The organism is Streptomyces sp. NPDC103540, assembly GCF_055584445.1.
This window is the reverse complement of the sequence record NZ_JBVJMA010000005.1, coordinates 209,544-233,709: the sequence shown is the minus strand read 5'-3', so window position 1 is coordinate 233,709 and position 24,166 is coordinate 209,544. Positions and strand designations below refer to the sequence as shown.

The window sequence follows — 24,166 nt, the reverse complement described above, 5'->3', positions numbered from 1 at the left end:
CCGCCTCCGGGCGGCCGCGCCGAGGCGCTTTCCGGGCGCGCCCCGGGCGCGCTCGGAACCCCGCTCCGCCCGCGCGGGCGTCCGGCGGGCCCTCGACCTCGGGTGACAATGGCCGGGTGCTCCACGATCTCTTCCCGCCCGGCATCCAGCACGCCCTGGACCTCGCGGGCATTTTTGTCTTCGCCACCGCGGGCGCGCTGCTCGCCGTCCGCAAGAACTTCGACGTCTTCGGCATCGCCGTGCTCGCCCTCGTCACCGCCCTCGGCGGCGGTCTGCTGCGCGACCTGTGCATCGGCGCCGTGCCGCCCGCGGCCTTCGGGGAGCTGAGCTTCTTCGTCACGCCCCTGATCGCCGCCGCGCTCGTCTTCTTCCTGCACCCCGAGGTCCAGCGGATCAACCGGGCCATCAACGTCTTCGACGCCGCCGGCCTCGGCCTCTTCTGCGTGACCGGCACGACCAAGGCCTACGAGTACGGCCTCGGCCTGACCGCCTCGGCCGCCCTGGGTCTGGCCACGGCCGTCGGGGGCGGCGTCCTGCGCGACGTCCTGGCCAACGAGGTGCCGTCGCTGCTGCGCGACCGCGAGATGTACGCCGTGCCCGCCGTCGTGGGCGCCTCGATGGTGGCCGTCTTCATCGGTCTGCACGCCCTCAACGCGGTGACCACCGCCCTCGCCATCGTCACCACCTTCGTGCTGCGGCTGCTCGCGATGCGCTACCACTGGCGGGCGCCGCTGGCCTGGAACCGCCGTTCGGCGGTGGCCGAGGAGCCGTAGGGGGCCGCCGGGGGTGCGTCCGTCCCTTCCCGCAAGCAAAAGCTACCGCTTAGTAAGTTAGCGGTGTACCGTCGTTCCCATGACGCACGCAGCGGCCCAGGCATCCATCGGCGACAGTGAATTCGACCGCGACACCACCCTCACGCCCCGCGCGGGCGAACCCGGTGCGTACGACGCGGAGCTCTCCGCCGGCTGGACGATCATCGCCGCCGTCAACGGCGGCTACCTGCTGGCCCTGGTCGGCCGAGCCCTGTCCGCGGCCCTGCCGCACCCGGACCCCTTCTCCGTCTCCGCGCACTACCTGACCTCCTCCGTGCCCGGTCCCGCCGTGATCCGGACCCAGGTCGTGCGGGTGGGCCGCACCCTCTCCACCGGCCAGGCCTCCCTGTTCCAGTTCGACGAGAACGGCGCCGAGGTCGAGCGCATCCGCGTCCTCGCCTCCTACGGCGATCTCTCCGCGCTCCCCGACGCCGTCCACACCGTCGCCACCCCGCCCGTCATGCCCCCCTACGCCGACTGCATCGGCGCCGAGGCCGGCCCGGCCCCCATCCCCGGCAGCTCCGCCATCGTGGACCGCCTGCGCCTGCGACTGGACCCGGCGACCGCCGGCTGGGCCGTCGGAGCCCCCTCCGGCAAGGGCGAGATGCGGGCCTGGTTCGAACTCGCCGACGGCCGCGACGCCGACCCGCTGTCGCTGCTCCTCGCCGTGGACGCGCTGCCCCCGACCGCCTTCGACCTCGGTCTGGTCGGCTGGGCCCCGACCGTCGAACTCACCACCCACATCCGCTGCCGCCCGGCCCCCGGCCCGCTGCGCGTGTCCATCGTGACCCGCAACCTCGCCGGCGGGTTCCTGGAGGAGGACGCCGAGGTCTGGGACAGCGCCGACCGCCTCGTGGCCCAGTCCCGCCAGCTGGCCCGCGCCCCGCGCTGACGGACACCGCCGACCGCCCGCCGCCGCCCCGCCGGAGATTCCCGGCGGGGCCGCGCGCCGTCGCCGACGGCGGGGACCGGCCGGCGGGGGGAATCCCGGCACGCGCGGACTCGTAGAATCGGGGGATCATGGCCTACCTCGACCACGCCGCGACCACCCCGATGCTGCCGGAAGCCGCCGCGGCGATGACCGCGCAGTTCGCCGCCACCGGCAACGCCTCCTCCCTCCACGCGGCCGGCCGTCGGGCCCGCCGCACCGTCGAGGAGGCCCGCGAATCCCTCGCCGAGGCACTCGGCGCGCGCCCGAGCGAGGTGGTCTTCACCGCGGGCGGCACCGAGGCCGACAACCTCGCCGTCAAGGGCCTCTACTGGTCCCGCCGCGACGCCGACCCCGCCCGCGACCGCATCCTCGCCAGCCCCGTCGAGCACCACGCCGTCCTCGACGCCGTGCACTGGCTCGCCGAGCACGAGGGCGCCCGGGTCGAGTACCTGCCCGTCGACCGGTACGGCCGCGTGCACCCCGAGGCCTTCCGGGAAGCCGTCGAGCGCGCCCCCGACGAGGTGGCCCTCGCCACCGTCATGTGGGCGAACAACGAGATCGGCACCGTCATGCCGGTGCGCGAACTCGCCGGGATCGCCCGCGAACACGGGATCCCGTTGCACTCCGACGCCGTCCAGGCCTTCGGACAGCTCGACGTCCGCTTCGGCGACAGCGGCCTCGCCGCCATGACCGTCAGCGGCCACAAGGTCGGCGGCCCCTACGGCATCGGCGCCCTGCTGCTGGGCCGCGACCAGATCCCCGTCCCCGTCCTGCACGGCGGGGGCCAGGAACGACACGTCCGCTCCGGCACCCTCGACGTACCGGCCATCGCCGCCTTCGCGGTCGCCGCCGAACTCGCCGCCGCGCGGCGCGAGCGCTTCGCGGCGGAGATCGGCGCCCTGCGCGACGAACTCGTCGCCGCCGTCCTCGCCGCCGTCCCCGACGCCGTCCTCGGCGGCGACCCCGAGGACCGCCTCCCGGCCAACGCCCACTTCAGCTTCCCCGGCTGCGAGGGCGACTCCCTGCTGCTCCTCCTCGACGCCCAGGGCATCGAGTGCTCCACCGGCTCCGCCTGCACCGCCGGCGTGGCCCAGCCCAGCCACGTCCTGCTCGCCACCGGCACCGACCCCCGACTCGCCCGCGGCACCCTGCGCTTCTCCCTCGGCCACACCTCCACCAAGGAGGACGTCGCCGCGGTCGCCGCCGCCATCGGCCCGGCCGTGGAACGCGCCCGCACGGCGGGCCTCAGCTAGACGGGGCCGTCCCCTCGGCCCGCGCCAGTTCCGCGCGCACCAGGCCGAGGTAGCGGTCCCAGTCCCACAGGGGACCCGGGTCGGTGTGGTCGGCGCCCGGGACCTCGGAGTGCCCCACGAAGTGCCGCCGGTCCACGGGTATGCCGTACCGGCGGCAGACGTCGGCGGCGAGCCGGGCCGACGCCGCGTACATCGCGTCCGTGAAGTCCTTGGGCCGGTCGACAAAGCCCACGTGCTCGATGCCCACGCTGCGCTCGTTCATCGAGCGGTTGCCCGAGTGGAAGGCCACGTCCAGCTCGCGCACCATCTGCTCCACATGGCCGTCCTGACGCACGATGTAGTGCGCCGACGCCTTGTGGAAGGGGTTTTGGAAGGCCTCCACCGAGGACTGGAAGCCGCCCTGCGTGACGTGCACCACGATCCGGTCCACCCGGTAGTCGTCCGGACGGTCGGCCAGCCGCCAGTTCGCGGGCGAGGCCGCCGTCCACCCCGCGCCCGCGTGGTCGAGCTCGCCCTCCTTGCGGGGCTTGGACACCCCCGGCAACAGCCACCAGGCCCGCCCGATCTCCTCGCGCCCCGCCACCGCCGCGATCCCGAGCACGCCGAGCCCGCCGAAGAGCACGGCTCTGCGGGTCCTGCCGGGCCGCTTCCCGGCCCCGTCCGTCCGCTCCGTCATGTGATCCACCCCCCAGAGCCGACAACGCGCCGTGACCCCGCACGGTTCCCCGTACCCTGGTTGGTGCTATGACTGAGAACCTGCCGCGCACCGCCCGCCCCCTCCGCGTCCTGGCCGCCATGTCGGGCGGAGTCGACTCCGCCGTCGCCGCCGCCCGCGCCGTCGAAGCCGGGCACGACGTCACCGGCGTCCACCTCGCGCTCTCCGCGAACCCGCAGTCCTTCCGGACCGGGGCCCGCGGCTGCTGCACCATCGAGGACTCCCGCGACGCCCGCCGCGCCGCCGACGTCATCGGCATCCCGTTCTACGTCTGGGACCTCGCCGAACGCTTCCGCGAGGACGTCGTCGAGGACTTCATCTCCGAGTACGAGGCCGGCCGTACCCCGAACCCGTGCCTGCGCTGCAACGAGAAGATCAAGTTCGCGGCGCTGCTCGACAAGGCCCTCGCCCTCGGCTTCGACGCCGTCTGCACCGGCCACTACGCCACCGTCGTCCTGAACGAGGACGGCACCCGCGAGCTGCACCGCGCCTCCGACATGGCCAAGGACCAGTCGTACGTGCTCGGCGTCCTCGACGAGAAGCAGCTGGCCCACGCCCTCTTCCCCCTCGGTGACACCCTCACCACCAAGGAGGAGATCCGGGCCGAGGCCGAGGAGCGCGGCCTCGCCGTCGCGAAGAAGCCCGACAGCCACGACATCTGCTTCATCGCCGACGGCGACACCCAGGGCTTCCTCGCGAACCGCCTCGGCAAGGCCGAAGGCGACATCGTCGACGAGACGGGCGAGAAGGTCGGCAGCCACGACGGCGCCTTCGGCTTCACCATCGGCCAGCGCAAGGGCCTGCGCATCGGCCACCCGGCGCCCGACGGCAAGCCCCGCTACGTCCTCGACATCTCCCCGGTGAACAACACCGTCACCGTCGGCCCCGCCGAGGCCCTCGACGTCGGCGCGCTGACGGCGATCCGCCCCCGCTGGTGCGGCTCCACCCCGGCCGCCGCCGGCACCTACACCGCGCAGCTGCGCGCCCACGGCGGCGAGACCGAGGTGCACGCCGAGGTCGTGGACGGCGAGCTGCGCGTCCGCTTCGCGGAACCGGTCCGCGGCGTGGCCCCCGGCCAGGCGATCGTCCTCTACGACGGCACCCGCGTGGTCGGCTCGGCCACCATCGCCACCACCACGCGGGCCACCGCCGCCACCGTCTGACGGATCCGGCGGCGGGGCCGCGCCCGCGGCCGATCCGCGCCGCCGGCCCGCGCCGCCGGCCCGCGCCGCCGGTCCTAGGCCACCGTCAGGACGATCTTGCCGGTGGTCCGGCCGAGTTCGCCGATCCCGTGGGCCTCGGCGGCCCGCTCCAGCGGCAGAACGGTGTCGATCAGCGGCTTCAGCGATCCCGCCTCCACCAGCGCGGCGATCTCGCGCAGCCCCAGGTGGTCGGGCTCCACCAGCACCCAGTCCGCGCGGACGTCGCCGGGTTCGGCCGGCAGGGCGTCCGGGCCGGGCAGGGTGACCAGTCGGCCGCCGGGGCGCAGCACCTTCAGGGAGCGCTCGGCGGTGTCCCCGCCGAGTCCGTCCAGGACCACGTCCACGGCGGAGACGGCGTCCTCGAACGCGACCTCGCGGTAGTCCACCACCTCGTCCGCGCCCAGCGAGCGCAGCAGCTCGTGCTTGCCCGCGCTCGCCGTCCCGATCACGTACGCGCCCCGGGCCTTGGCGATCTGCACGGCGAGGTGCCCGACGCCGCCGGCCGCCGCGTGCACGAGGACCCGCTCGCCCGGGCGCACGTCGGCGGTGTCCACCAGTGCCTGCCACGCGGTGAGTGCGGCCAGCGGCAGGGCCGCCGCCTCCACGTGGCTCAGCGCGGCGGGCTTGGGGGCCAGGTGCCGGGCGGGGGCGACCACGTACTCGGCGTAGCCGCCGGCCTGGCGGGGGAAGAGGGGCATCCCGTAGACCTCGTCGCCCGGCCGGAAGATCGTCACGCCGCCGCCGACGGCCTCGACGGTGCCGGAGACGTCCCAGCCGACGACGGGGACCGCGCCCCACTCGATCAGGCCGCCGCTCTGGCGGGTCTTCCAGTCCACCGGGTTGACCCCGGCCGCGTGCACCCGGACCAGGACCTCGTTCAGGCCCGGCTCGGGCCGGTCGACCTCGCGCTCGACCATCTTCTCGGAGCCGCCGAATTCGGTCACGACCATCGCGCGCATGCTGTTCCGCCTCATTCCATTCCCAACCGTTCGATACCGGGTTCTCCCCGGCAGTAGACCCAGAATCGGGCACCCGGGGCCTCCGTGGTGTTGGCCGGATGGCCACTATGTGACAGGATCTGGCCATGAGCGCGGTGACGAAGGCAGTGCAAACGGAATCCGAAACTCCGATGGAGCCGGCCCTCCACCGCGTCGCCGTCCTCGCCCTGCCCGGCGTGCCCCCGTTCGAGCTCGGCATCCCCTCCCGGGTCCTCGGCAGCGCCCTCGACGAGGAGGGCCGGGCCCTCTACGAGGTCACGGTGTGCACCGCCGACGGCGGCCCCGTGCCCAGCGACGCCGGGTTCACCGTGCAGCCCGCCGCCGGCGCCGAGGCCCTCGCCGCCGCCGACACGGTGATCGTCCCGCCCACCCACGCCATGCCCGAGCTGGCCCACGGCGGTCCGCTGCCCCCCGCCGTCACCGCGGCCGTCGCCCGCATCCGCCCCGGCACCCGCCTCGTCTCCATCTGCACCGGCTCCTACGTGCTCGCCGCCGCCGGGCTCCTCGACGGCCGCCCCGCCACCACCCACTGGAACCTGGCCCCCGAATTCCGTCGGGCCTACCCCCGCGTCGCGGTCGACGAGGACGTCCTCTTCGTCGACGACGGCGACGTCCTGACCTCCGCCGGCGTCGCCGCCGGGGTCGACCTCTGCCTGCACCTGATCCGCCGCGACCACGGCACCACCGTCGCCAACCGCGCCGCCCGCATGTGCGTCGTACCGCCCTGGCGCGACGGGGGACAGGCCCAGTACATCGACCGGCCCGTCCCCACCCCCACGGTCGCCACCACCACCGCCACCCGCGCCTGGGCCCTGGAACGCCTCGGGGAGCCGCTCACCCTCGCAGAACTGGCCGCCCACGCGCGGATGAGCCTGCGCACCTTCACCCGGCGCTTCCGCGACGAGGTCGGCACGACCCCCGTCCAATGGCTCACCGCCCAGCGCCTGGACCTCGCCCGCCAGTTGCTGGAGTCCAGCGACCTGCCCGTCGACCTGGTCGCCCACCGCGCCGGCTTCGGCTCCGCCAACTCCCTGCGCCAGCACATGCGCACCGCCTTCGGCGTCTCCCCGATCGGCTACCGCCGCACCTTCCGGCCGCACGGCCACGAGGCCGCCGCGCCATCCGCCCCCACCCAGGGCACCGCATGACCCCGGAGGTAATCGACCCCGCCGCGTCCACCGGGCATGATCATGGGGACGGCCCGGGAGCACCGGGCAGGCCATGACAGGGGAGACACCATGACCGCGTACGCCTTCGCCCACCTGCGCCCCACCGACCTCCACGAGGACGTCCTGAGCTACATCGAGCGGATCCAGGAGACCCTGGACCCCTTCGGCGGACGCTTCCTCGTCCACGGCAAGGAGGTCGAGGTCCTGGAAGGCCCCTTCCCCGGCACGATCGTCCTCATCGCCTTCCCCGACGTCGACTCGGCCCGCGGCTGGTACGACTCGCCCGCCTACCAGGCCATCCTCCCGCTGCGCACGAAGCACATACCCGGCGAGACTCTCATCGTCGAAGGCGTCCCCGCCGACTACGACGCCGCCGCGACCGCCGCCCGCCTGCGCGCCGAAACCGGCCTCTGATCGACCTCTGACGCCCTCGGCGGACCGGCCCGTCGGCCGGCCCGCCGACCGGATCCCGCCGGGGGAAACCCGCACCCCCGGCGGGGTGCGAGCATGGGCACCATGGCTACTCACCTGATCACCGGCGCCGGATCCGGCATCGGCGCCGCCGTCGCCGCCCGCCTGCACGCCCGGGGCGACGACCTCGTCCTGCTCGCCCGCGACGCCGGCCGCGCCCGGCAGCTCGCCGAGCGCCACCCCGGCGCGCGGACCCTCGTAGGCGACCTCGCGGACCCCGACCGGCTGTCGTGGGCCTTCTCCAAGCAGCCGATGCCCGAGCGGATCGACTCCCTGCTGCACATCGCCGGGATCGTCGACCTCGGCCCCGTCGGCGAGCTGCGCCCCAAGACCTGGCACCAGCAGCTCAACGTCAACCTGATCGCCCCCGCCGAGGTGACCCGGCTCCTGCTGCCGACCCTGCGCGCGTCCCGGTCCACCGTCGTCTTCGTCAACTCCGGCGCCGGCCTGAACGCCCACGCCGAGTGGGGCGCCTACGCCGCCTCCAAGCACGGCCTCAAGGCCCTCGCCGACTCGCTGCGCGCCGAGGAGAAGCCCCACGGCATCCGCGTCACCTCGATCTACCCGGGCCGCACGGCCAGCCCCATGCAGGCCAAGGTGCACTCGCAGGAGGGCAAGGAGTACGACCCGAGCGACTGGATCGACCCCGAGTCCGTCGCGACCACCATCGTGATGGCCGTCGACCTGCCGCGCGACGCCGAGGTCAACGACCTCACCGTCAGGCCCGGCCGATGACCGCGGGCGCCACCGGAGTCGGCTCCCTGCCCGGCGGCGACGCCCGGGAGGCCGCCAAGACCGTGACGGGCTCCTTCGAGGAGTTCCCGTACCTGCCCGAACTGCCCGCGCGCGGCCCCGGCGCCGACATGATCGGCCGCTCCCTGGGCCTGCTCGTCGACCTGTACGCGCACGTCGAACCCAGCGGCTGGCGCGTCAGCGACCGCCCCGGACGCGACACCCGCCGCGCCCGCTCCTGGCTCGGCGAGGACCTCGACGCCCTGGAGGAGTTCACCCAGGGCTACGAGGGCCGGCTGAAGGTGCAGGCCGTCGGCCCGTGGACCCTCGCCTCCACCCTCGAACTGCACGGGGGCGAGGCCGTGCTCCAGGACGCCGGCGCCTGCCGCGACCTGGCCGCCTCCCTCGCCGAGGGCGTGCGCGAGCACCTGGCCGACGTCCGCAAGCGGATCCCCGGCGCCGAGATCGTCCTCCAGTACGACGAGCCCGCGCTCACCGCCGTCCTGCTCGGCCGGGTCCGCTCCGCCAGCGGGTACCGCACCTACCGCGCCGTCGACCGCCAGGTCGTCGAGAGCGCCCTGCGCGAGCTGTTCTCCGTCCACGACGGCGACGTCGTCGTCCACTCCTGCGCCCCCGAGGTCCCCTTCGGTCTGCTGCGCCGGGCCGGCGCCACGGGGGTCTCGTTCGATTTCTCGTTGCTCACCGAGCGCGAGGACGACGCCATCGGCGAGGCCGTCGAGGGCGGCGTGAAACTCTTCGCCGGAGTGGTGCCCGGCACCGACACCGCGTTGTCGGACCCGGGCGGTAGCGTCATGGGTGTCAGGAAGCTCTGGCGCAGGCTGGGCCTGTCCCCGGGGACTCTCGCCGAGTCCGTCGTGGTCACCCCGTCGTGCGGTCTGGCGGGCGCTTCGCCCGCCTACGCGCGCGCGGTGCAGGCGCACTGCGTCAGGGCGGCGAGGTCGCTCGCCGACAACCCTGAGTGACGGTCGAGACGGGGCCACGGGAGGACACGGGCATGGCAGCCGAACAGCGGGACACGGCGGTACCGACGGCGGCGCGCGAGCAGCACGCGCTGTTGGCCGAGCAGGTGGAGGAGCACCGCTTCCGGTACTACGTGAACGACCAGCCGGTCGTGAGCGACGCCGAGTTCGACCGGCTGCTGCGCTCCCTGGAGGCCCTGGAGGAGCAGTTCCCCGAGCTGCGCACCCCCGACTCGCCCACCCAGAAGGTCGCCGGGGCGTACGAGACGGACTTCGCGTCCGTCGAGCACCGCGAGCGGATGCTCTCCCTCGACAACGCCTTCGACGACGAGGAACTGGCGGCCTGGGCCGAGCGCGTGGCGCGGGACGTCAACACCTCCGACTACCACTACCTGTGCGAGCTGAAGGTCGACGGCCTCGCGGTCAACCTCACCTACGAGAACGGCCGCCTGACCCGGGCCGCCACCCGCGGCGACGGCCGCACCGGCGAGGACATCACGCCCAACGTGCGCACCATCGCCGAGATCCCGGACCGCCTGGCCGGCGACCGGATCCCGGCCCTCGTCGAGATCCGCGGCGAGGTGTACTTCCCGATGGAGAAGTTCGAGGAGCTCAACGCCCGCCTCGTCGAGGCCGAGGGCAAGCCCTTCGCCAACCCGCGCAACGCGGCGGCCGGTTCGCTGCGGCAGAAGGACCCCAAGGTCACCGCGAGCCGCCCGCTGCACATGGTCGTGCACGGCATCGGCGCCCGCGAGGGCTTCGACATCGAGCGCCAGTCACAGGCCTACGAGCTGCTGCACGAGTGGGGCCTTCCCACGGCGCGGCACAACGCGGTGGTCTCCACGCTCGCCGAGGTCCGCGAGTTCATCACCCGCTTCGGTCGCGACCGGCACTCGGTGGAGCACGAGATCGACGGCGTCGTCGTCAAGCTCGACGAGATCGCCCTCCAGGGCCGGCTGGGCTCCACGGCCCGCGCCCCGCGCTGGGCCATCGCCTGGAAGTACGCCCCCGAAGAGGTCAACACCAAGTTGATCGACATCAAGGTCGGCGTCGGGCGGACCGGGCGCGTGACCCCGTACGCCCAGGTGGAGCCGGTGACGGTGGCCGGCTCCGAGGTCGAGTTCGCGACCCTGCACAACCAGGAGGTCGTCAAGGCCAAGGGCGTGCTCATCGGGGACACCGTGGTCCTGCGCAAGGCCGGTGACGTGATCCCCGAGATCCTCGGCCCGGTCGTCGACCTGCGCGACGGCACCGAGCGCGAGTTCGAGATGCCGGCCGAGTGCCCCGCCTGCGGGACCGGGCTGCGGCCCATGAAGGAGGGGGACATCGACGTCCGGTGCCCCAACGCCCGGACCTGTCCCGCCCAGCTGCGCGAGCGGGTCTTCTACCTGGTCGGCCGGCAGTGCCTGGACATCGAGAACTTCGGCATGGTGGCGGCGGCCGCGCTCACGGGCCCGCTGGAGCCGGCGCGGCCGCCGCTGCTCGACGAGGGCGACCTCTTCGGGCTGACCGTCGAACAGCTGCTGCCGATCAGGGCGTACGTCCTCGACCAGGACAGCGGACTGCCCAAGCGGGACCCGAAGACCGGCGAGGAGAAGATCGTCACCGTCTTCGCCAACCAGAAGGGCGAGCCGAAGAAGAACGCCCTGGCGATGCTGGAGAACATCGCCGCCGCCAAGGACCGCCCCCTCGCCCGCGTCATCAACGGCCTGTCGATCCGTCACGTCGGCCCCGTCGCCGCCGAGGCCCTGGCCCGCGAGTTCCGTTCGATCGAGCGCATCGAGCAGGCCACGGAGGAGGAGCTGACCGCCACGGACGGGGTCGGCGCCATCATCGCCGCCTCCGTGAAGGAATGGTTCGCCGTCGACTGGCACCGCGAGATCCTGCGCAAGTGGCGCGAGGCCGGCGTGCGCATGGAGGAGGAGGGGTCCGGCGAGGAGGAGGGCCCGCGCCCCCTGGAGGGCCTGACCGTCGTGGTCACGGGCACCCTGGCGAGCCACACCCGGGACGGCGCCAAGGAGGCCCTCCAGAGCCGCGGCGCCAAGGTGACCGGCTCCGTGTCGAAGAAGACCTCCTTCGTGGTGGTCGGCGACAACCCGGGCTCCAAGTACGACAAGGCCGTGCAGCTGAAGCTCCCCGTCCTCGACGACGCCGGCTTCGCCGTGCTGCTGGAACAGGGGCCGGACGCCGCGCGCGAGGCCGCGCTCCCCCTGGACGACGGGGCCGAAGGGGAGTAGTAACCCACACGGGAACCGTCGCGCGGGGATCCTCGGAGGCGAACTGATGCGTGGCGTGCGGCCGTACGGGCGGGCGCACGCCCGGCGCGGTGCCCGGTGGCAAACGGCCGGTACAAGGCTGTTCGAGGGCCGGTGACCTGTCGGATCATCGGAAGGGTGACCGGGGGGTCCTGGTCCAAACTCACCCGTTCGGCGGATACCGTACTGATGAGGATGGCTGGGTCGCATTCGGGCAACCACCGCCGACCGCTGCCCCTGGGAGCCTCTCGCGTCCTACTGTTGTGGGGTGCGCCTGTCGTGCACGGCTGCCTGATGCGCTCCGGCCGTGATGGCATGACATCGGGGCCATCGCGTGACATCGGCATCGCCGGCTGTGAGAGGGACGGGCATGAAACCCACCGAAAGCGCCGACCCGTCACCTGAATTCGGCGGGGACATCCCGTCCATGCGGACGGGCCGGATCGGCGTCCTGGGTGCCAGGACGCCGCGGACGCACCCGCTGGACACGAGAGCGGGCGGCGGCGGGCAGGGGCGGCGCACCGTGCTGCCGCTGATCGTCGTGGGACTGTCCGCCGCGGTGCTCGTCGGCGGCGTCGTCATGGCGCTGATCGAACGTCAGGCCCTGTTCCCCGGCGGCACCGTCGGCTGGGCGCTGGCCCTCCTCACCGGCGTCATCGTCGGCCACCTCGTCGCCCTCGGCCGCGACCGCTGGTGGGGCGGCACCGGATCCGGTGCGGCGCTCACCCTCGGCGTGCTCCTCCTCTACGGGTGGATCCCCGCCGGACTCGTCTCGCTGGCCGTCGTCACCCTCGTCGGGGCCGCCCGCCGGCACCGCTGGCGACAGGGCCTGCTGCACGGCTCCGTCGACCTCCTCGGCATCGCCTCGGGCGCCCTCGTCCTGGCCGCCTTCGGCGACGTACCGACCGTGGCGCGGCCGTGGCTGCCCGTCGACTGGGACCTCGCGGCCGCCCCCGAGATCGCGCTCGTGGCCCTGGCCTACCTCGCCGTCACCCGCCTCCTGCTCTGGTTCTCGCAGAACCCGCGCGGCGCGGGACTGCCCACGGTGGCCCGCACGGCCCTGCTCCGCCAGGCGCTCGTGGCCGCCGCCCTGCTCGGCATCGCCCCGCTGATCTGCGTGGTCGCCGCGGGCATGCCCGTACTGCTGCCGCTGTTCGCCGTACCGCTCATCGCACTCGACTCCACCCTGTGGATCGCTCGCGCACGGGCCGAGGAACAGCTGCGCGACCCGCTGACCGGACTGCCGAACCGGCAGTGGCTGCTGGAGCGCGCCTGGTCCGCGCTGGACGAGGCTGAACGTTTGGGCACCCGCTCCGCGCTCGTGCTGATCGACCTGGACCGCTTCCGCTCCGTCAACGACACCCTCGGCCACCTGGCGGGGGACCGGCTGCTGCTCCAGATCGCCGAACGGCTCCGCCAGGCCCTCCCGCCGGACGCCGAGGCGGCCCGGCTCGGCGGCGACGAGTTCGCCGTCCTGCTGCCCCTCGCCGACTCCACCACCAGCGCCCAGCGCGTCGCCCGCAACCTGGTCGCCGAACTCAGCTCCCCCCTCGACCTCGACGGCCTCACCCTCGTCCTGGAGGCCAGCGCCGGCCTCGCCGTCTTCCCCGACCACGCCCTCGACGCCGAGGGACTGCTGCGGCGGGCCGACGTCGCCATGTACCAGGCGAAGCGGGACCGCACGGGCGTCGAGGTCTACGAGTCCAAGCGCGACAGCAACACCCCCGACCGCCTCGGCCTCCTCGGCGACCTGCGCCGGGCGCTGGACGCGGGCGAGGTGGAACTCCACTACCAGCCCAAGGTCCGCTTCGACGGACAGGTGGCCGGGCTGGAGGCGCTCGTGCGTTGGGTCCACCCCGAACGCGGCCGCGTACCCCCCGACGAGTTCATCGCCATCGCCGAGACCTCCGGGCTGATGCCGCACCTGACGGAGTACGTCCTGGAGACCGCCCTCGCGCAGGTCGCCCGCTGGCGGGCCCAGGGACTGAAGGTCCCGGTCGCCGTCAACGTATCGCCCCGCGACGTCCACACCCCCGGCTTCGCCGGCGCCGTCGCGGCCCGACTGGCCCGGCACGGGGTACCGGCGAGCGGCCTCCAGCTGGAGATAACGGAACACGTGCTGCTGGAGGACCCGCAGCGGGCGGCCGACACCATGGCCGGGCTGACCGGGCACGGGGTGAAGATGTCGCTCGACGACTTCGGGACCGGCTACTCCTCCCTCGTGCACCTGCGCCGCCTGCCGGTCAGCGAGCTGAAGATCGACCGGTCCTTCGTGGCCCGACTGGCCGTCGACGCGCAGGACGCCGAGATCGTCCGCTGCACGGTGGACCTCGCGCACTCCCTCGGCCTGCTGGTCGTCGCGGAGGGCGTCGAGGACGACGAGACGTGGGAGCGCCTGCGGGACCTGGGCTGCGACGCGGTCCAGGGCTGGCTGGTCGCGGCCGCGATGCCGCCCCAGGAGGCCACCGCCTGGCTCCTGGCCCGCGGCGAACGCGGCTGGCGCCGCCCGGCCGACATCAACGCCGAACTGGCCGCGGCGGCCGCGGCGGACACCCCGACCCCGCTGCCCTGACCCCGGCGGGGCCCGCGGACGCGGCCCCGTCGGCGCCGGGCACCTTCCGTAGCGGACGCTATACTCGACGGGATTTCCCCGCCTGAGACGGCACCTTCCAGGGACGCGCCGGGGATGCCCCCGGCGACGGGCCGGACCGGTTCGCGGGCCAACCGTGCTCCCCGCTCACGCGGGGACGGAACAAAGCGCTGCGTCGACAGGTGACGGCGCCCTCTAGGATTGGGCCAAAGCCCGATTCACCAACCCCAGAGGATCGCTGCATGCCTGGCATCACGCGCGAGGAGGTCGTCCACCTCGCTCGGCTGGCGCGCCTTGAGCTGTCCAGCACTGAGCTGGATCACTTCGCAGGACAGCTCGACGACATCATCGGCGCGGTCGCCCGCGTTTCCGAGGTCGCCGACCAAGACGTCCCGCCGACCTCCCACCCGCTGCCGCTGACGAACGTCATGCGCGCGGACGAGGTCCGTCCGTCGCTCACCCCCGAGCAGGCGCTTTCCGGCGCTCCCGCCCAGGAGCAGCAGCGTTTCAAGGTGCCGCAGATCCTGGGGGAGGACTAACAACCATGACCGACCAGATCATCAAGCTCACGGCCGCCCAGACCGCCGAGAAGATCGCCTCCGGCGAGCTCACGGCCGTCGAGGTCACCGAGGCCCACCTGGCCCGCATCGACGCGACCGACGAGAAGGTCCACGCCTTCCTGCACGTCGACCGCGAGGGCGCCCTCGCGCAGGCCCGCGCCGTCGACGCCAAGAAGGCCGCCGGCGAGAAGCTCGGCCCGCTGGCCGGCGTCCCGCTCGCGCTGAAGGACATCTTCACCACCGTCGGGGTTCCGACCACCGTCGGTTCGAAGATCCTCGAAGGCTGGATCCCGCCCTACGACGCCACCCTGACGCGCAAGCTGAAGGAAGCCGACGTCGTCATCCTCGGCAAGACCAACATGGACGAGTTCGCCATGGGGTCCTCCACCGAGAACAGCGCCTACGGCCCCACCGGCAACCCCTGGGACCTCACCCGGATCCCCGGCGGCTCCGGCGGCGGCTCCGCGGCCGCGCTGGCCGCCTTCCAGGCGCCGCTCGCGATCGGCACGGACACCGGCGGTTCCATCCGCCAGCCCGCCGCCGTCACCGGCACCGTCGGCGTGAAGCCCACGTACGGCGGCGTCTCCCGCTACGGCATGGTGGCGTTCTCGTCCTCCCTCGACCAGGGCGGCCCGTGCGCCCGTACGGTCCTGGACGCGGCCCTCCTGCACGAGGTCATCGCCGGCCACGACCCGCTCGACTCCACCTCCATCGACGCCCCGGTCCCGCCGGTCGTCGAGGCGGCCCGCAACGGCTCCGTCGCCGGCATGCGCGTCGGTGTCGTCAAGCAGTTCGCCGGCGAGGGCTACCAGGCCGGCGTCGTCCAGCGCTTCAACGAGTCGGTGGAGCTCCTCAAGGAGCTCGGCGCCGAGATCGTCGAGCTGGACTGCCCGTCCTTCGACCTCGCGATGGCCGCGTACTACCTGATCGCGCCGTCCGAGTGCTCCTCGAACCTGGCCCGTTTCGACGCCATGCGCTACGGCCTGCGCGTCGGCGACGACGGCACCCGGTCGGCCGAGGACGTCACCGCGCTGACCCGCGAGGCCGGCTTCGGCGACGAGGTCAAGCGCCGCGTCATCCTCGGCACGTACGCGCTCAGCTCCGGCTACTACGACGCGTACTACGGCTCCGCCCAGAAGGTCCGCACGCTCATCACGAAGGACTTCGAGAAGTCCTTCGAGCAGGTCGACGTGATCGTCTCCCCGACGACCCCGACCACCGCCTTCGCCATCGGTGAGCGCACCGACGACCCGCTGGCGATGTACCTCGCGGACCTGTGCACCATCCCGACCAACCTGGCCGGCAACTCCGCCATGTCGCTCCCCTGCGGCCTGGCCCCGGAGGACGGTCTCCCGGTCGGACTGCAGATCATCGCCCCGGCGATGAAGGACGACCGCCTGTACAAGGTGGGCGCGGCCGTCGAGGCCGCCTTCGTCGCACGCTGGGGTCACCCGCTGCTTGAGGAGGCACCGTCGCTGTGAGTGGTAGCGCACTGTCCAAGGCCAAGGGCTTCAAGAAGTCCAAGTCCGGTACGTACCTGTCGATCGGCACCACCGCCTTCGGTGCCATCAGCGTGATCAAGCAGGCCCGCAAGGCCCGCACCGAGCAGGACACGCTGCAGCTGGTCGACGCCGTCGTGTCCGCCGCCGCCATCGTGACCGGCCTCGCGATCCTGTACCGCGAGCTGAAGCGCCTGGGCAACGACGACGTCCTGCTGGGCTGAGAGGGAAAGTTTCACCGTGACCACCTTCACCGAACTGCTGTCGTACGAAGACGCCCTCGCGTCGTACGACCCCGTCATGGGCCTCGAGGTCCATGTCGAGCTCGGCACCAAGACCAAGATGTTCTGCGGCTGTTCCACCGAGCTGGGCGCCGAGCCCAACTCGCAGACCTGCCCGACCTGCCTCGGCCTGCCCGGCTCGCTGCCCGTCGTCAACGCGATCGGCGTCGAGTCGGCCATCAAGATCGGTCTCGCGCTGAACTGCGAGATCGCCGAGTGGTGCCGCTTCGCCCGGAAGAACTACTTCTATCCGGACATGCCGAAGAACTTCCAGACCTCCCAGTACGACGAGCCCATCGCCTTCAACGGCTGGCTCGACGTACAGCTGGAGGACGGCGAGATCTTCCGCGTGGAGATCGAGCGCGCCCACATGGAGGAGGACACCGGCAAGTCGCTGCACGTCGGCGGCGCCACCGGCCGCATCCACGGCGCGTCCCACTCCCTGCTGGACTACAACCGTGCCGGCATCCCGCTCATCGAGATCGTCACCAAGCCGATCGAGGGCGCGGGCGAGCGGGCCCCCGAGGTCGCCAAGGCGTACGTCGCCGAGCTGCGCGAGGTCATCAAGGCGCTCGGCGTCTCCGAGGCCCGCATGGACAAGGGCCAGATGCGCTGCGACGTGAACCTGTCGCTGCGCCCGACGCCCGAGTCCGAGTTCGGCACCCGCTCGGAGACGAAGAACGTCAACTCCCTGCGTTCCGTGGAGCGCGCGGCCCGCTTCGAGATCCAGCGCCACGCGGCGGTGCTCTCGTCCGGCGGTTCGATCGTGCAGGAGACCCGGCACTTCCACGAGGAGGACGGCTCCACCACGGCCGGCCGCATCAAGGACAACGCCGAGGACTACCGGTACTTCCCGGAGCCCGACCTGGTGCCCGTCGCCCCGGCCCGCGACTGGGTCGAGGAGCTGCGCGCCGGCCTGCCCGAGATGCCGCGCGTGCGCCGCAACCGTCTCCGCGAGGAGTGGGGCGTCAACGAGCACGACATGCAGTCGATCCTCAACGCGGGCGCGGTGGACTCCATCGTCGCCACGATCGAGGAGGGCGCCGACTCGGCCGCCGCCCGCAAGTGGTGGATGGGCGAACTGGCCCGCAACGCCAACGAGCAGGGCGTCTCCGTCGACGAGCTGCCGATCACCCCGGCGCAGGTCGCGCGCGTCGCGGCCCTGGTCGCGGAGGGTTCGCTCAACGACAAGCTGGCCCGCCAGGTCATCGAGGGCGTCCTCGCCGGCGAGGGCACCCCGGACGAGGTCGTCGACAAGCGCGGCCTGAAGGTCGTCTCGGACGAGGGCGCGCTCGGCGCGGCAGTGGACGAGGCCATCGCCGGCAACGCGGCCATCGCCGACAAGATCCGCGGCGGCAAGATCGCGGCCGTCGGCGCCCTGGTCGGCGCGGTCATGAAGACCACCCGGGGCCAGGCCGACGCGGCCCGCGTGAAGGAGCTCATCCTGGAGCGCCTGGGCGTCTCCGAGGGCTGATCCCTCCCCCCGAACGACCGCAGGCCCCGCACCCTTGGTGCGGGGCCTGCGTCGTGTCCCGCACACTGGGCGGACGAAGCACAGGGGGGAGACTCGGATGGAGATCGGGGCGATGATCATCGCGATCGCGGGCGTGGCGGGCACCCTGGGCGGCGCCCTGCTCACCCAACGCGGTGGCGAGCGCGCGAAACGCCGGGAGATAGAACTCGTACGCGGCCACGAGGAGACCCGCGCGTACCTGACGCTGCGGCGCACCTGCTACGCGGACCTCAACCGGGACGCCCGGCAGTTCACCACGGCCCTCAACCGCCATCTGCACGTCCTGCGCGAGCGCGCGATCGAGGACGCGGACCGGGAGGCGCTCGACCAGGCGAAGGACGCCCAGCGCGACCGCTTCTCCGAGGCGCAGATGATCGCCCCGGACGCCGTCCTCGGCCCCGCCTCCGCCGTCAACCGCGCCCTGAGCGAGGTCTACGGCCAGGTCAAGCGCCTGGAGCGGGGCGCACCCGAGGCGGGCGAGACGCCTGCCACGGTCTCCGAGGCCCAGCACGAGCTGTGGGCCCTGCTCCGGGAGATGCGTTCGGCCATGCGCGCGGACCTCGGGGTGTCGGACGGCTGAGCCCGTCGGGCGCCGCGGGACCGCCGGGGTTCCCCGGCGGTCCGCGGCGGCTGCCGGCGGTTCCTCAGCGGGCGACGGCCGGGGCCTCGAGGAAGGCGAGGCGGGCGGGCTTGGCCGGCAGGTAGACCTCCGGCAGGTCGATCTCGGGGAGTTCGACCTCCGGACCGAGCACGAAGCCGGTGCGCACCAGCCGGGCGATGGCCTTCTCGTTGCGGGCGTCCGGCTCCGCGACCACGCGGCGGGTGCGGCCGTCGGACCAGACGAACCCCATGAACGCCGTCATCAGGGCCGCGCTGAAGCCGTGCTCGACCGCGCCCCGGGAGGGCCCGATCAGCAGGTGCACCCCGATATCGCCGGGCTGGACCTCGTAGCACTCGGAGACCCGGTCCTCGGCGCAGTCGTACGTCTGGAACAGACCGACCGGCTCACCCTCGCGGCTGACGATGAACGCGTGGTGCGTCGTGCGCCGGTCGACGTCCTCGTAGATCTCCTGGACCAGCGCGCGGTCGGCCCCGGCCATGCCCCAGAAGCGGGCCCGCTCCTCGCTGACCCATCCGTGGATCAGGGTCGCGTCGGCGGCGGGGTCGACGGGGGTGATGGTGACCGTGCCGAAGCCCTCGACGAGGTGTTCGTACACGGGCCGGCGGGTCGAGGTGGTCATCCGGAGGTCTCCTTCGTGAGCCGGTCCCAGTCGGTGACGATCGGGATGAGTTCGCAGCGGGCCCAGTGGGGGAGCTGGTCGCGGTGGTGGGGCGAGCCGTGGACGCCGTCGGCGCCCAGGGGGACGGCCCACAGGCCGGCCGCGCGGTCGGAGAGGTCCCACACGTAGCGGGCGGCCGAGGCGCGGGCGAACCGGTCGGTGAAGCCGGGGACGGAGGAGGTGGCGTTCACGCAGTCGTGGTCGCCCCCCAGCCCCGGCCAGTCGTCCTCGGCGTCCGGCGCGGGCAGCGCCTGCCAGGGCGCGAGGCGGTGCACCGAGGACCAGGCGGCCTCGGGGGCGCCGGCGCCGGCCGTCTCCTCCAGGGCCGCGCGGACGTGGCCCGTGCGGTCCAGGTCGGGCAACAGGTCGGTGCCGAGCAGGCCTTCGAGGGCGTAGCCGATCTTGGGTACGAGGTACTGCCAGGGGTGGAAGACCTCCGGGCCGCCCGGGGCGTCCGCCAGGCCCGCGAAGACGGGATCGGCGGCGAAGCGGCGTACCGTCGCCGTCCGGAACGCCGCGAAGACGGTGGCGTCCGTGCTGTCGGCGTCCATGTGCCGGTCCCAGGCCAGGAGCCGGGCGCGCAGGGCGTCGGCGGCGGGGGAGAGGCCGTCGAGGGCGGGCAGCAGGGCCAGGAGCGGTGCGGCCGAGGCCAGGTAGGTGTCGGCGTGGACGTCCGCCATCGCCTTCGGGGTCCAGTCCGCCGAGCCGCTGAGCAGCTCGCGGATCCGGTCGGCGCGGTGCGGCGGCGCGAACTCCACGCCCAGCGGGGAGGCGATGCCGCGCGCGTTCGCCATCACGGCGAAGCCCTGCACGGGCTCGGCGGGGGTCGTCGCCCAACCCCGCCACGCGTAGCGGGAGTCCCAGGCGGGCACGGGGCGCAGCCGGCCGGCCGGGTCGCGCAGCGGGACCACGCCCGCGACGCGGTGCAGGAGACCGCCCTCGGTGTCGGCGGCGTGGACGACGTTGACGGGCTCGGCCCAGCCGTCGAGCGCACGGTCGATGTCGGCGACGGTGCGGGCGCGCAGCAGGGCGGGGAGGGTGGCGAAGCCGAGGTCGCGGCGGACCCGGGGCGGGTAGCGCAGCGAGAGGACCTCCTCCGCCCCGTCGGCCGGCCGCGGGTCGTCGGCGTCGGGGGTGCCCGGGGTGTCGGTGGTGCCCGGGGTGGGCGCTTCCGCGCCGATGACGATCGGGCCGCGGGCCGTCTCCAGGACCTCGACCCGCTCGTCGGGGCCGCCGGCGACGGTGATGGTCTCGGTGTGGCGGGTGACGGGCTCCCAGACGCCGTCCGGGCCCAGGGCTTCGAGGCCGTCGCCGTCGGCGGTGGGCCGCAGCCGCTCCACGTAGAGGTCCTGGTAGTCGGACATCGCGTTGGTGATGGCCCAGGCGGCGCTGCCGGTGTGGCCGAAGTGGGCGAGGCCGGGGACGCCGGGGACGGCGATGCCGAGCACGTCGTACTCGGGGCAGGACAGGCGGATCTGCTGGTAGACGCCCGGGTCCTCGATGAAGCGGTGCGGGTCGCCCGCGATGATCGCCGAGCCGCTCGCGGTCCGATCCCCGGGGACCAGCCAGCCGTTGCTGCCGGCGGTGCCGGGGCCGTCGGTCGCGAAGAGGGTCGCGGCCCGGTCGCCGAGGGCGCGGGCGACGCGCTCGCGCCACAGCTTGGTGGGGAAGCCCGCGAAGAGGATGTGGGTGGCGATCCAGATGGACAGCGGTACCCAGGGCTCCCACGGAGTGGGGACGTGCCCGCTGCGCGCGAAGCGTTCGTCGCGGGCGGCGCCCTCGGCCAGGCCCGAGTTGACGCCGTCGACGTAGGCGGCGACCCAGGCCGCGGTGTCGGGGTCGTCGGCGAGCAGCGCCTCGTGGCAGCGGCGGGCGGTGTCGTCCAGGCGGGCCCGGCGGGCGAATCGGTCCCAGGTGACGGCCTCGGCGCCGAGGAAGGCCGCGCTGGAGCCCTGGGCGCGGTGCCGCTCGACCTCCAACTGCCAGGCCCGGTCCACGGCGGTGACCCGGCCCTGGGCGTGGGCGAGGGCCAAGGGGTCGGACGCACGGAGATGCGGGATGCCCCAGCTGTCGCGGTAGACCTCGTAGGCCTCGGTAGTCACACTGCTCACACTCTTCCCCAAGCGCATTAGGTTAGGCTGGCCTTACTATAAGACGGATTGGCGGAGGGGCGGACATGGCGGTCGGCAAGGGGTGGGAGGGCGTCGTCCTCAAGCTCATGCGGGGCAAGGACTTCACGTTCACGGTGACCGGGGTCGAGGAGGTCACCGAACACTTCCGCAGGGTCCGCTTCAGCGACGGCGGACTCCTCGCGGCGGCCGGGGAATCGCTGCACCCCACCATGTGGGTCCGGGTCTGGTTCCCGGGCGGCCCCCGACCGCACCAGCGGGCCTACACGCTGGTGGACCCCGATCCGGCCACGGGGACCTTCGCCTTCGAGTTCGCCCTGCACGACGGGCTCGCCAGCCGGTGGGCGCGCGGGGCCGAGCCCGGCGACACCGTCGAGGCCACCGTCCAGGGCACCGGCTTCCAGGCGCCGCGACCGCAGCCGCGGCGCCTGCTGGTCATCGGGGATCCGGCCTCCCTGCCCGCCATCAACTCCCTGCTGGACGCCTACCCGCAGACCCCGGCCACCATCTGGTTCGAGACCCAGCACGCCTCCGACGAGGAACTGCCCGTACGCGTCGACGCGGACCGCCACGAGATCCGCCGGGTGCCCCGGGCCGGCACGGCGCTCGCCGAGCGGGTCAGGGCCGAACTCCCCGAGATGCTCGGGAGCGACCCCGAGACGGCCTACGTGTGGCTGGCCTGCGACACGGCGACCACCCGCGGCCTGACGGCGTACCTGCGCAAGGACCTCGGGCTGCCGAAGGAGCGGGTCAACAGCCTGGGGTACTGGCGGGCCGCCTGACGGGCGGTCGGGCGGGCCGGCGGTCGGGCCGGCGGGCGGTCGGGCGGTCGGGCGGTCGGGTGGTCCCGGTCAGGCGGGCGAGCCGCCGGGCCTGCCGGACTCCCGGGCCGCCGCGGCGGCCCGGGAGCCGCCGGCTCAGGCGCCGGTGGACCCGTCGACGGCCTCGCGCAGCAGGTCGGCGTGGCCGTTGTGGCGGGCGTACTCGTGGATCATGTGCAGCATCAACATCCGCAGCGACGCCTCCTTCTCCCACTTCGGTACGAACGTCGCCACCTCCAGCGACGGCGCCGCCTTCTCGACGGAGCGGGAGTGCTCCACCTCCGCCCGCCACGCGGCGAAGGCCTCCGCGCCCGTGGCGGCGTCGACCTCGTAGGCGGCCTGGAAATCGTGCCGGTCGGACCACAGGTGCGGCACGTCCGCCCCGCCGACCGTCCGGCGGAACCAGTGCCGCTCCACCTCCGCCATGTGCCGGAGCAGGCCGAGCAGGGAGAGGGTGGACGGCGGGGTGGCCCGACGGCGCAACTGCTCGTCGGTGAGGCCCTCGCACTTCCAGGCGAGGGTGGCGCGGTGGTAGTCGAGGTAGGCGCTCAGGGTCTCGCGCTCGGTTCCGGTCATGGGCGGTACGGTGCGTTCCATGCCCCCGATCCTGCCGTTTCGTCCGCGTCGGCGGAAGCGGGCAAGCGGCCACCCGACGCCGGCTCAGGTGCCCGGACGCCGCCAGACGTACGGGACCGTCACGCCCAGCACCCCGAAGCCGAGGCGCTCCAGGATGGGACGGCTGTCGTCCGAGGCGTCCACCTGGAGGTAGGGGATCCCGCGCTCGGCCGCCACCCGGGCGCGGTGGGCGACCAGCAGGCGGTAGATGCCGCGACCGCGCCACCGGGGGTCGGTGCCGCCGCCCCACAGTCCGGCGAAGGCGCTGCCCGGCCGCATCTCCATCCGGGCCGCGCTCACCGGCTCGTCCCCGGCCATCGCCACCACGGCCTCGATGGTCCCCGGCTCGTCGCGCAGCAGGGTGAGCATCTGCTCCCTGATCCGGGGCCGCTCGGTGCCGAAGGCGCGGTGGTGCACGTCCATCATCAGGTCCACCCCGGCCTCGTCGCGGACCACCCGCAGGGTGATCCCCTCCGGCGGCTCCACCGACAGGGCGGCGAGGTCCTCCGTCCGCGCGACCAGCAGCGTCTCGGGCGCCTCCGGTACGAAGCCCGCCGCGCGCAGCCGGTCCCCGAGGTCCGCGGGGCGGTCGTGGGAGTAGAGCTTCCACTCGAACTCCGCGCCGTCCCCGTCGTCCTCGCGCGCGCCGAAGTACGCCACCTGCGCGGCGATCTCCGCGTCCGCCGTCCCGGTGTCGAGGTCCGACCAGAGCACGCCGTTCCAGCCGAGACCGGGCACGGTCTGCCGTACCACCCGACCGACCCGCTCCACGCGGGCGTTCGGCGCGTCGGGCACCGCGTCCCGGCGCATCTCGGCGTCGTAGCGGTCGCGCACCTTCAGGAGTTCGTCAAGATCCATCGTCATGGCCCGCAGCTCACCAGCCCGCCGAGGCCCCCCACAACTGGATTAGCCTCGTGCCGTGAGCGACGAACCGATCATCCACACCGGCAGGGCCACCCCCGACGCCGCCGCCGACCGGGGCTGGCTGCTCGGCCACTTCAAGGAACCCGGCGACCCCCGGCACAGCGAGGACGTGGAGATCAAGTGGGGCGTCCACCCGAAGGGCGAGGAACGCGAGCGGTGGGTGACCGGAGAGGACCGCACCGCGCTCCAGGTGCTCATCAGCGGGCGCTTCCGGCTGGAGTTCCGCGACCGCACCGTGATCCTCGCCGAACAGGGCGACTACGTGGTCTGGGGGCGGGGCGTCGACCACTCCTGGCACGCCGAGGAGGACACGGTGGTCCTCACCGTCCGCTGGCCCTCGCTGCCCGGCTACCGGGCCGACGAGCCCGTGTGACGATCCCCACGAAAGCGGCCAACGATCACGAAACGCTGAGATCGTGGCATTGAGGTGTAGACC

General features: G+C 73.4%; 23 protein-coding genes. 17 read left to right on the top strand and 6 right to left on the bottom strand.

Features of this window, described 5'->3' with window-relative positions; translation table 11 throughout:
• Nucleotides 1-116: 116 nt before the first annotated feature.
• The 3 genes from ACZ6ZI_RS14420 to ACZ6ZI_RS14410 all read left to right on the top strand — a co-directional run bounded on the left by ACZ6ZI_RS14420 (nt 117) and on the right by ACZ6ZI_RS14410 (nt 2,996).
• Nucleotides 117-773 carry a trimeric intracellular cation channel family protein gene (locus tag ACZ6ZI_RS14420; protein WP_363062318.1) on the top strand — a complete coding sequence of 219 codons (657 nt, stop codon included), beginning with the start codon at nt 117-119 and terminating at the stop codon, nt 771-773.
• A 79-nt stretch (nt 774-852) separates the two neighbouring features.
• The gene (locus tag ACZ6ZI_RS14415; protein WP_469519978.1) at nt 853-1,704 is read left to right on the top strand and encodes a thioesterase family protein; all 852 of its coding nucleotides are present in this window, start codon (nt 853-855) and stop codon (nt 1,702-1,704) included.
• Nucleotides 1,705-1,832: 128 nt separating this feature from the next.
• On the top strand, nt 1,833-2,996 hold the full coding sequence (locus ACZ6ZI_RS14410; RefSeq protein WP_469519975.1) for a cysteine desulfurase family protein: 1,164 nt from the start codon (nt 1,833-1,835) through the stop codon (nt 2,994-2,996).
• On the opposite strand, the gene ACZ6ZI_RS14405 is transcribed toward ACZ6ZI_RS14410, so the two are convergent.
• Nucleotides 2,989-3,672: an N-acetylmuramoyl-L-alanine amidase gene (locus ACZ6ZI_RS14405; protein WP_469519973.1), complete on the bottom strand. Its 684-nt coding sequence runs from the start codon at nt 3,670-3,672 to the stop codon at nt 2,989-2,991. The genes ACZ6ZI_RS14410 and ACZ6ZI_RS14405 overlap by 8 nt on opposite strands.
• Before the next feature lie 68 nt (nt 3,673-3,740).
• Between ACZ6ZI_RS14405 and mnmA the strand changes: the two genes are divergently transcribed.
• Nucleotides 3,741-4,874, top strand: coding sequence for a tRNA 2-thiouridine(34) synthase MnmA (gene mnmA, locus ACZ6ZI_RS14400; protein WP_469519970.1), 1,134 nt, complete (start codon nt 3,741-3,743; stop codon nt 4,872-4,874).
• A 74-nt stretch (nt 4,875-4,948) separates the two neighbouring features.
• Here the strand turns inward: mnmA and ACZ6ZI_RS14395 are convergent, their stop codons facing one another.
• Nucleotides 4,949-5,872, bottom strand: a complete 924-nt coding sequence (locus ACZ6ZI_RS14395; RefSeq protein ID WP_469519967.1) for an NADP-dependent oxidoreductase — start codon at nt 5,870-5,872, stop codon at nt 4,949-4,951.
• A 170-nt stretch (nt 5,873-6,042) separates the two neighbouring features.
• Between ACZ6ZI_RS14395 and ACZ6ZI_RS14390 the strand changes: the two genes are divergently transcribed.
• From ACZ6ZI_RS14390 to ACZ6ZI_RS14340, 11 genes are all read left to right on the top strand, one after another.
• Complete coding sequence (locus ACZ6ZI_RS14390) at nt 6,043-7,059, top strand: GlxA family transcriptional regulator (protein ID WP_469519963.1); 1,017 nt, start codon at nt 6,043-6,045, stop codon at nt 7,057-7,059.
• Between the two features lie 90 nt (nt 7,060-7,149).
• Complete coding sequence (locus ACZ6ZI_RS14385; protein ID WP_469519960.1) at nt 7,150-7,494, top strand: DUF1330 domain-containing protein; 345 nt, start codon at nt 7,150-7,152, stop codon at nt 7,492-7,494.
• A gap of 93 nt (nt 7,495-7,587) precedes the next feature.
• Nucleotides 7,588-8,286, top strand: coding sequence for an SDR family oxidoreductase (locus ACZ6ZI_RS14380; protein ID WP_469519957.1), 699 nt, complete (start codon nt 7,588-7,590; stop codon nt 8,284-8,286).
• Entirely contained in the window at nt 8,283-9,266 is a 984-nt protein-coding gene (locus ACZ6ZI_RS14375; protein ID WP_469519955.1) for a methionine synthase, read from the top strand. Before ACZ6ZI_RS14380 ends, ACZ6ZI_RS14375 begins: the two co-directional genes overlap by 4 nt.
• Before the next feature lie 32 nt (nt 9,267-9,298).
• A complete protein-coding gene (gene ligA / locus ACZ6ZI_RS14370; RefSeq protein WP_469519952.1) occupies nt 9,299-11,500 on the top strand; it encodes an NAD-dependent DNA ligase LigA in 2,202 nt (733 codons plus the stop codon).
• Nucleotides 11,501-11,888: 388 nt separating this feature from the next.
• Nucleotides 11,889-14,090 (top strand): putative bifunctional diguanylate cyclase/phosphodiesterase, encoded by a 2,202-nt coding sequence (locus ACZ6ZI_RS14365; RefSeq protein WP_363062358.1) that lies wholly within the window; start codon nt 11,889-11,891, stop codon nt 14,088-14,090.
• Nucleotides 14,091-14,350: 260 nt separating this feature from the next.
• Nucleotides 14,351-14,647: an Asp-tRNA(Asn)/Glu-tRNA(Gln) amidotransferase subunit GatC gene (gene gatC, locus ACZ6ZI_RS14360; RefSeq protein ID WP_267012058.1), complete on the top strand. Its 297-nt coding sequence runs from the start codon at nt 14,351-14,353 to the stop codon at nt 14,645-14,647.
• Nucleotides 14,648-14,652: 5 nt separating this feature from the next.
• Nucleotides 14,653-16,149 (top strand): Asp-tRNA(Asn)/Glu-tRNA(Gln) amidotransferase subunit GatA, encoded by a 1,497-nt coding sequence (gene gatA, locus ACZ6ZI_RS14355; protein ID WP_469519949.1) that lies wholly within the window; start codon nt 14,653-14,655, stop codon nt 16,147-16,149.
• Nucleotides 16,146-16,391 carry a hypothetical protein gene (locus ACZ6ZI_RS14350; protein ID WP_363062363.1) on the top strand — a complete coding sequence of 82 codons (246 nt, stop codon included), beginning with the start codon at nt 16,146-16,148 and terminating at the stop codon, nt 16,389-16,391. The genes gatA and ACZ6ZI_RS14350 overlap by 4 nt, the downstream gene beginning before the upstream one ends.
• Before the next feature lie 16 nt (nt 16,392-16,407).
• Nucleotides 16,408-17,922, top strand: a complete 1,515-nt coding sequence (gene gatB, locus ACZ6ZI_RS14345; RefSeq protein WP_363062365.1) for an Asp-tRNA(Asn)/Glu-tRNA(Gln) amidotransferase subunit GatB — start codon at nt 16,408-16,410, stop codon at nt 17,920-17,922.
• A 97-nt stretch (nt 17,923-18,019) separates the two neighbouring features.
• Entirely contained in the window at nt 18,020-18,541 is a 522-nt protein-coding gene (locus ACZ6ZI_RS14340; RefSeq protein ID WP_469519947.1) for a hypothetical protein, read from the top strand.
• 64 nt (nt 18,542-18,605) lie between these two features.
• Here the strand turns inward: ACZ6ZI_RS14340 and ACZ6ZI_RS14335 are convergent, their stop codons facing one another.
• Both ACZ6ZI_RS14335 and ACZ6ZI_RS14330 read right to left on the bottom strand, forming a co-directional pair.
• Nucleotides 18,606-19,202 carry a GNAT family N-acetyltransferase gene (locus ACZ6ZI_RS14335; protein WP_469519944.1) on the bottom strand — a complete coding sequence of 199 codons (597 nt, stop codon included), beginning with the start codon at nt 19,200-19,202 and terminating at the stop codon, nt 18,606-18,608.
• Entirely contained in the window at nt 19,199-21,352 is a 2,154-nt protein-coding gene (locus ACZ6ZI_RS14330; RefSeq protein ID WP_469519942.1) for a penicillin acylase family protein, read from the bottom strand. The genes ACZ6ZI_RS14335 and ACZ6ZI_RS14330 overlap by 4 nt, the downstream gene beginning before the upstream one ends.
• 65 nt (nt 21,353-21,417) lie before the next feature.
• Here ACZ6ZI_RS14330 and ACZ6ZI_RS14325 point away from each other — a divergent pair, with 65 nt between their 5' ends.
• The gene (locus ACZ6ZI_RS14325; protein ID WP_469519939.1) at nt 21,418-22,152 is read left to right on the top strand and encodes a siderophore-interacting protein; all 735 of its coding nucleotides are present in this window, start codon (nt 21,418-21,420) and stop codon (nt 22,150-22,152) included.
• Between the two features lie 135 nt (nt 22,153-22,287).
• On the opposite strand, the gene ACZ6ZI_RS14320 is transcribed toward ACZ6ZI_RS14325, so the two are convergent.
• Nucleotides 22,288-22,788, bottom strand: coding sequence for a DinB family protein (locus tag ACZ6ZI_RS14320; RefSeq protein ID WP_363062375.1), 501 nt, complete (start codon nt 22,786-22,788; stop codon nt 22,288-22,290).
• A gap of 63 nt (nt 22,789-22,851) precedes the next feature.
• Nucleotides 22,852-23,664 carry a GNAT family N-acetyltransferase gene (locus tag ACZ6ZI_RS14315; protein ID WP_469520577.1) on the bottom strand — a complete coding sequence of 271 codons (813 nt, stop codon included), beginning with the start codon at nt 23,662-23,664 and terminating at the stop codon, nt 22,852-22,854.
• A gap of 61 nt (nt 23,665-23,725) precedes the next feature.
• On the opposite strand from ACZ6ZI_RS14315, the gene ACZ6ZI_RS14310 reads away from it, so the two are divergent.
• Nucleotides 23,726-24,103, top strand: coding sequence for a cupin domain-containing protein (locus tag ACZ6ZI_RS14310; protein ID WP_363062377.1), 378 nt, complete (start codon nt 23,726-23,728; stop codon nt 24,101-24,103).
• Nucleotides 24,104-24,166 lie beyond the last annotated feature (63 nt).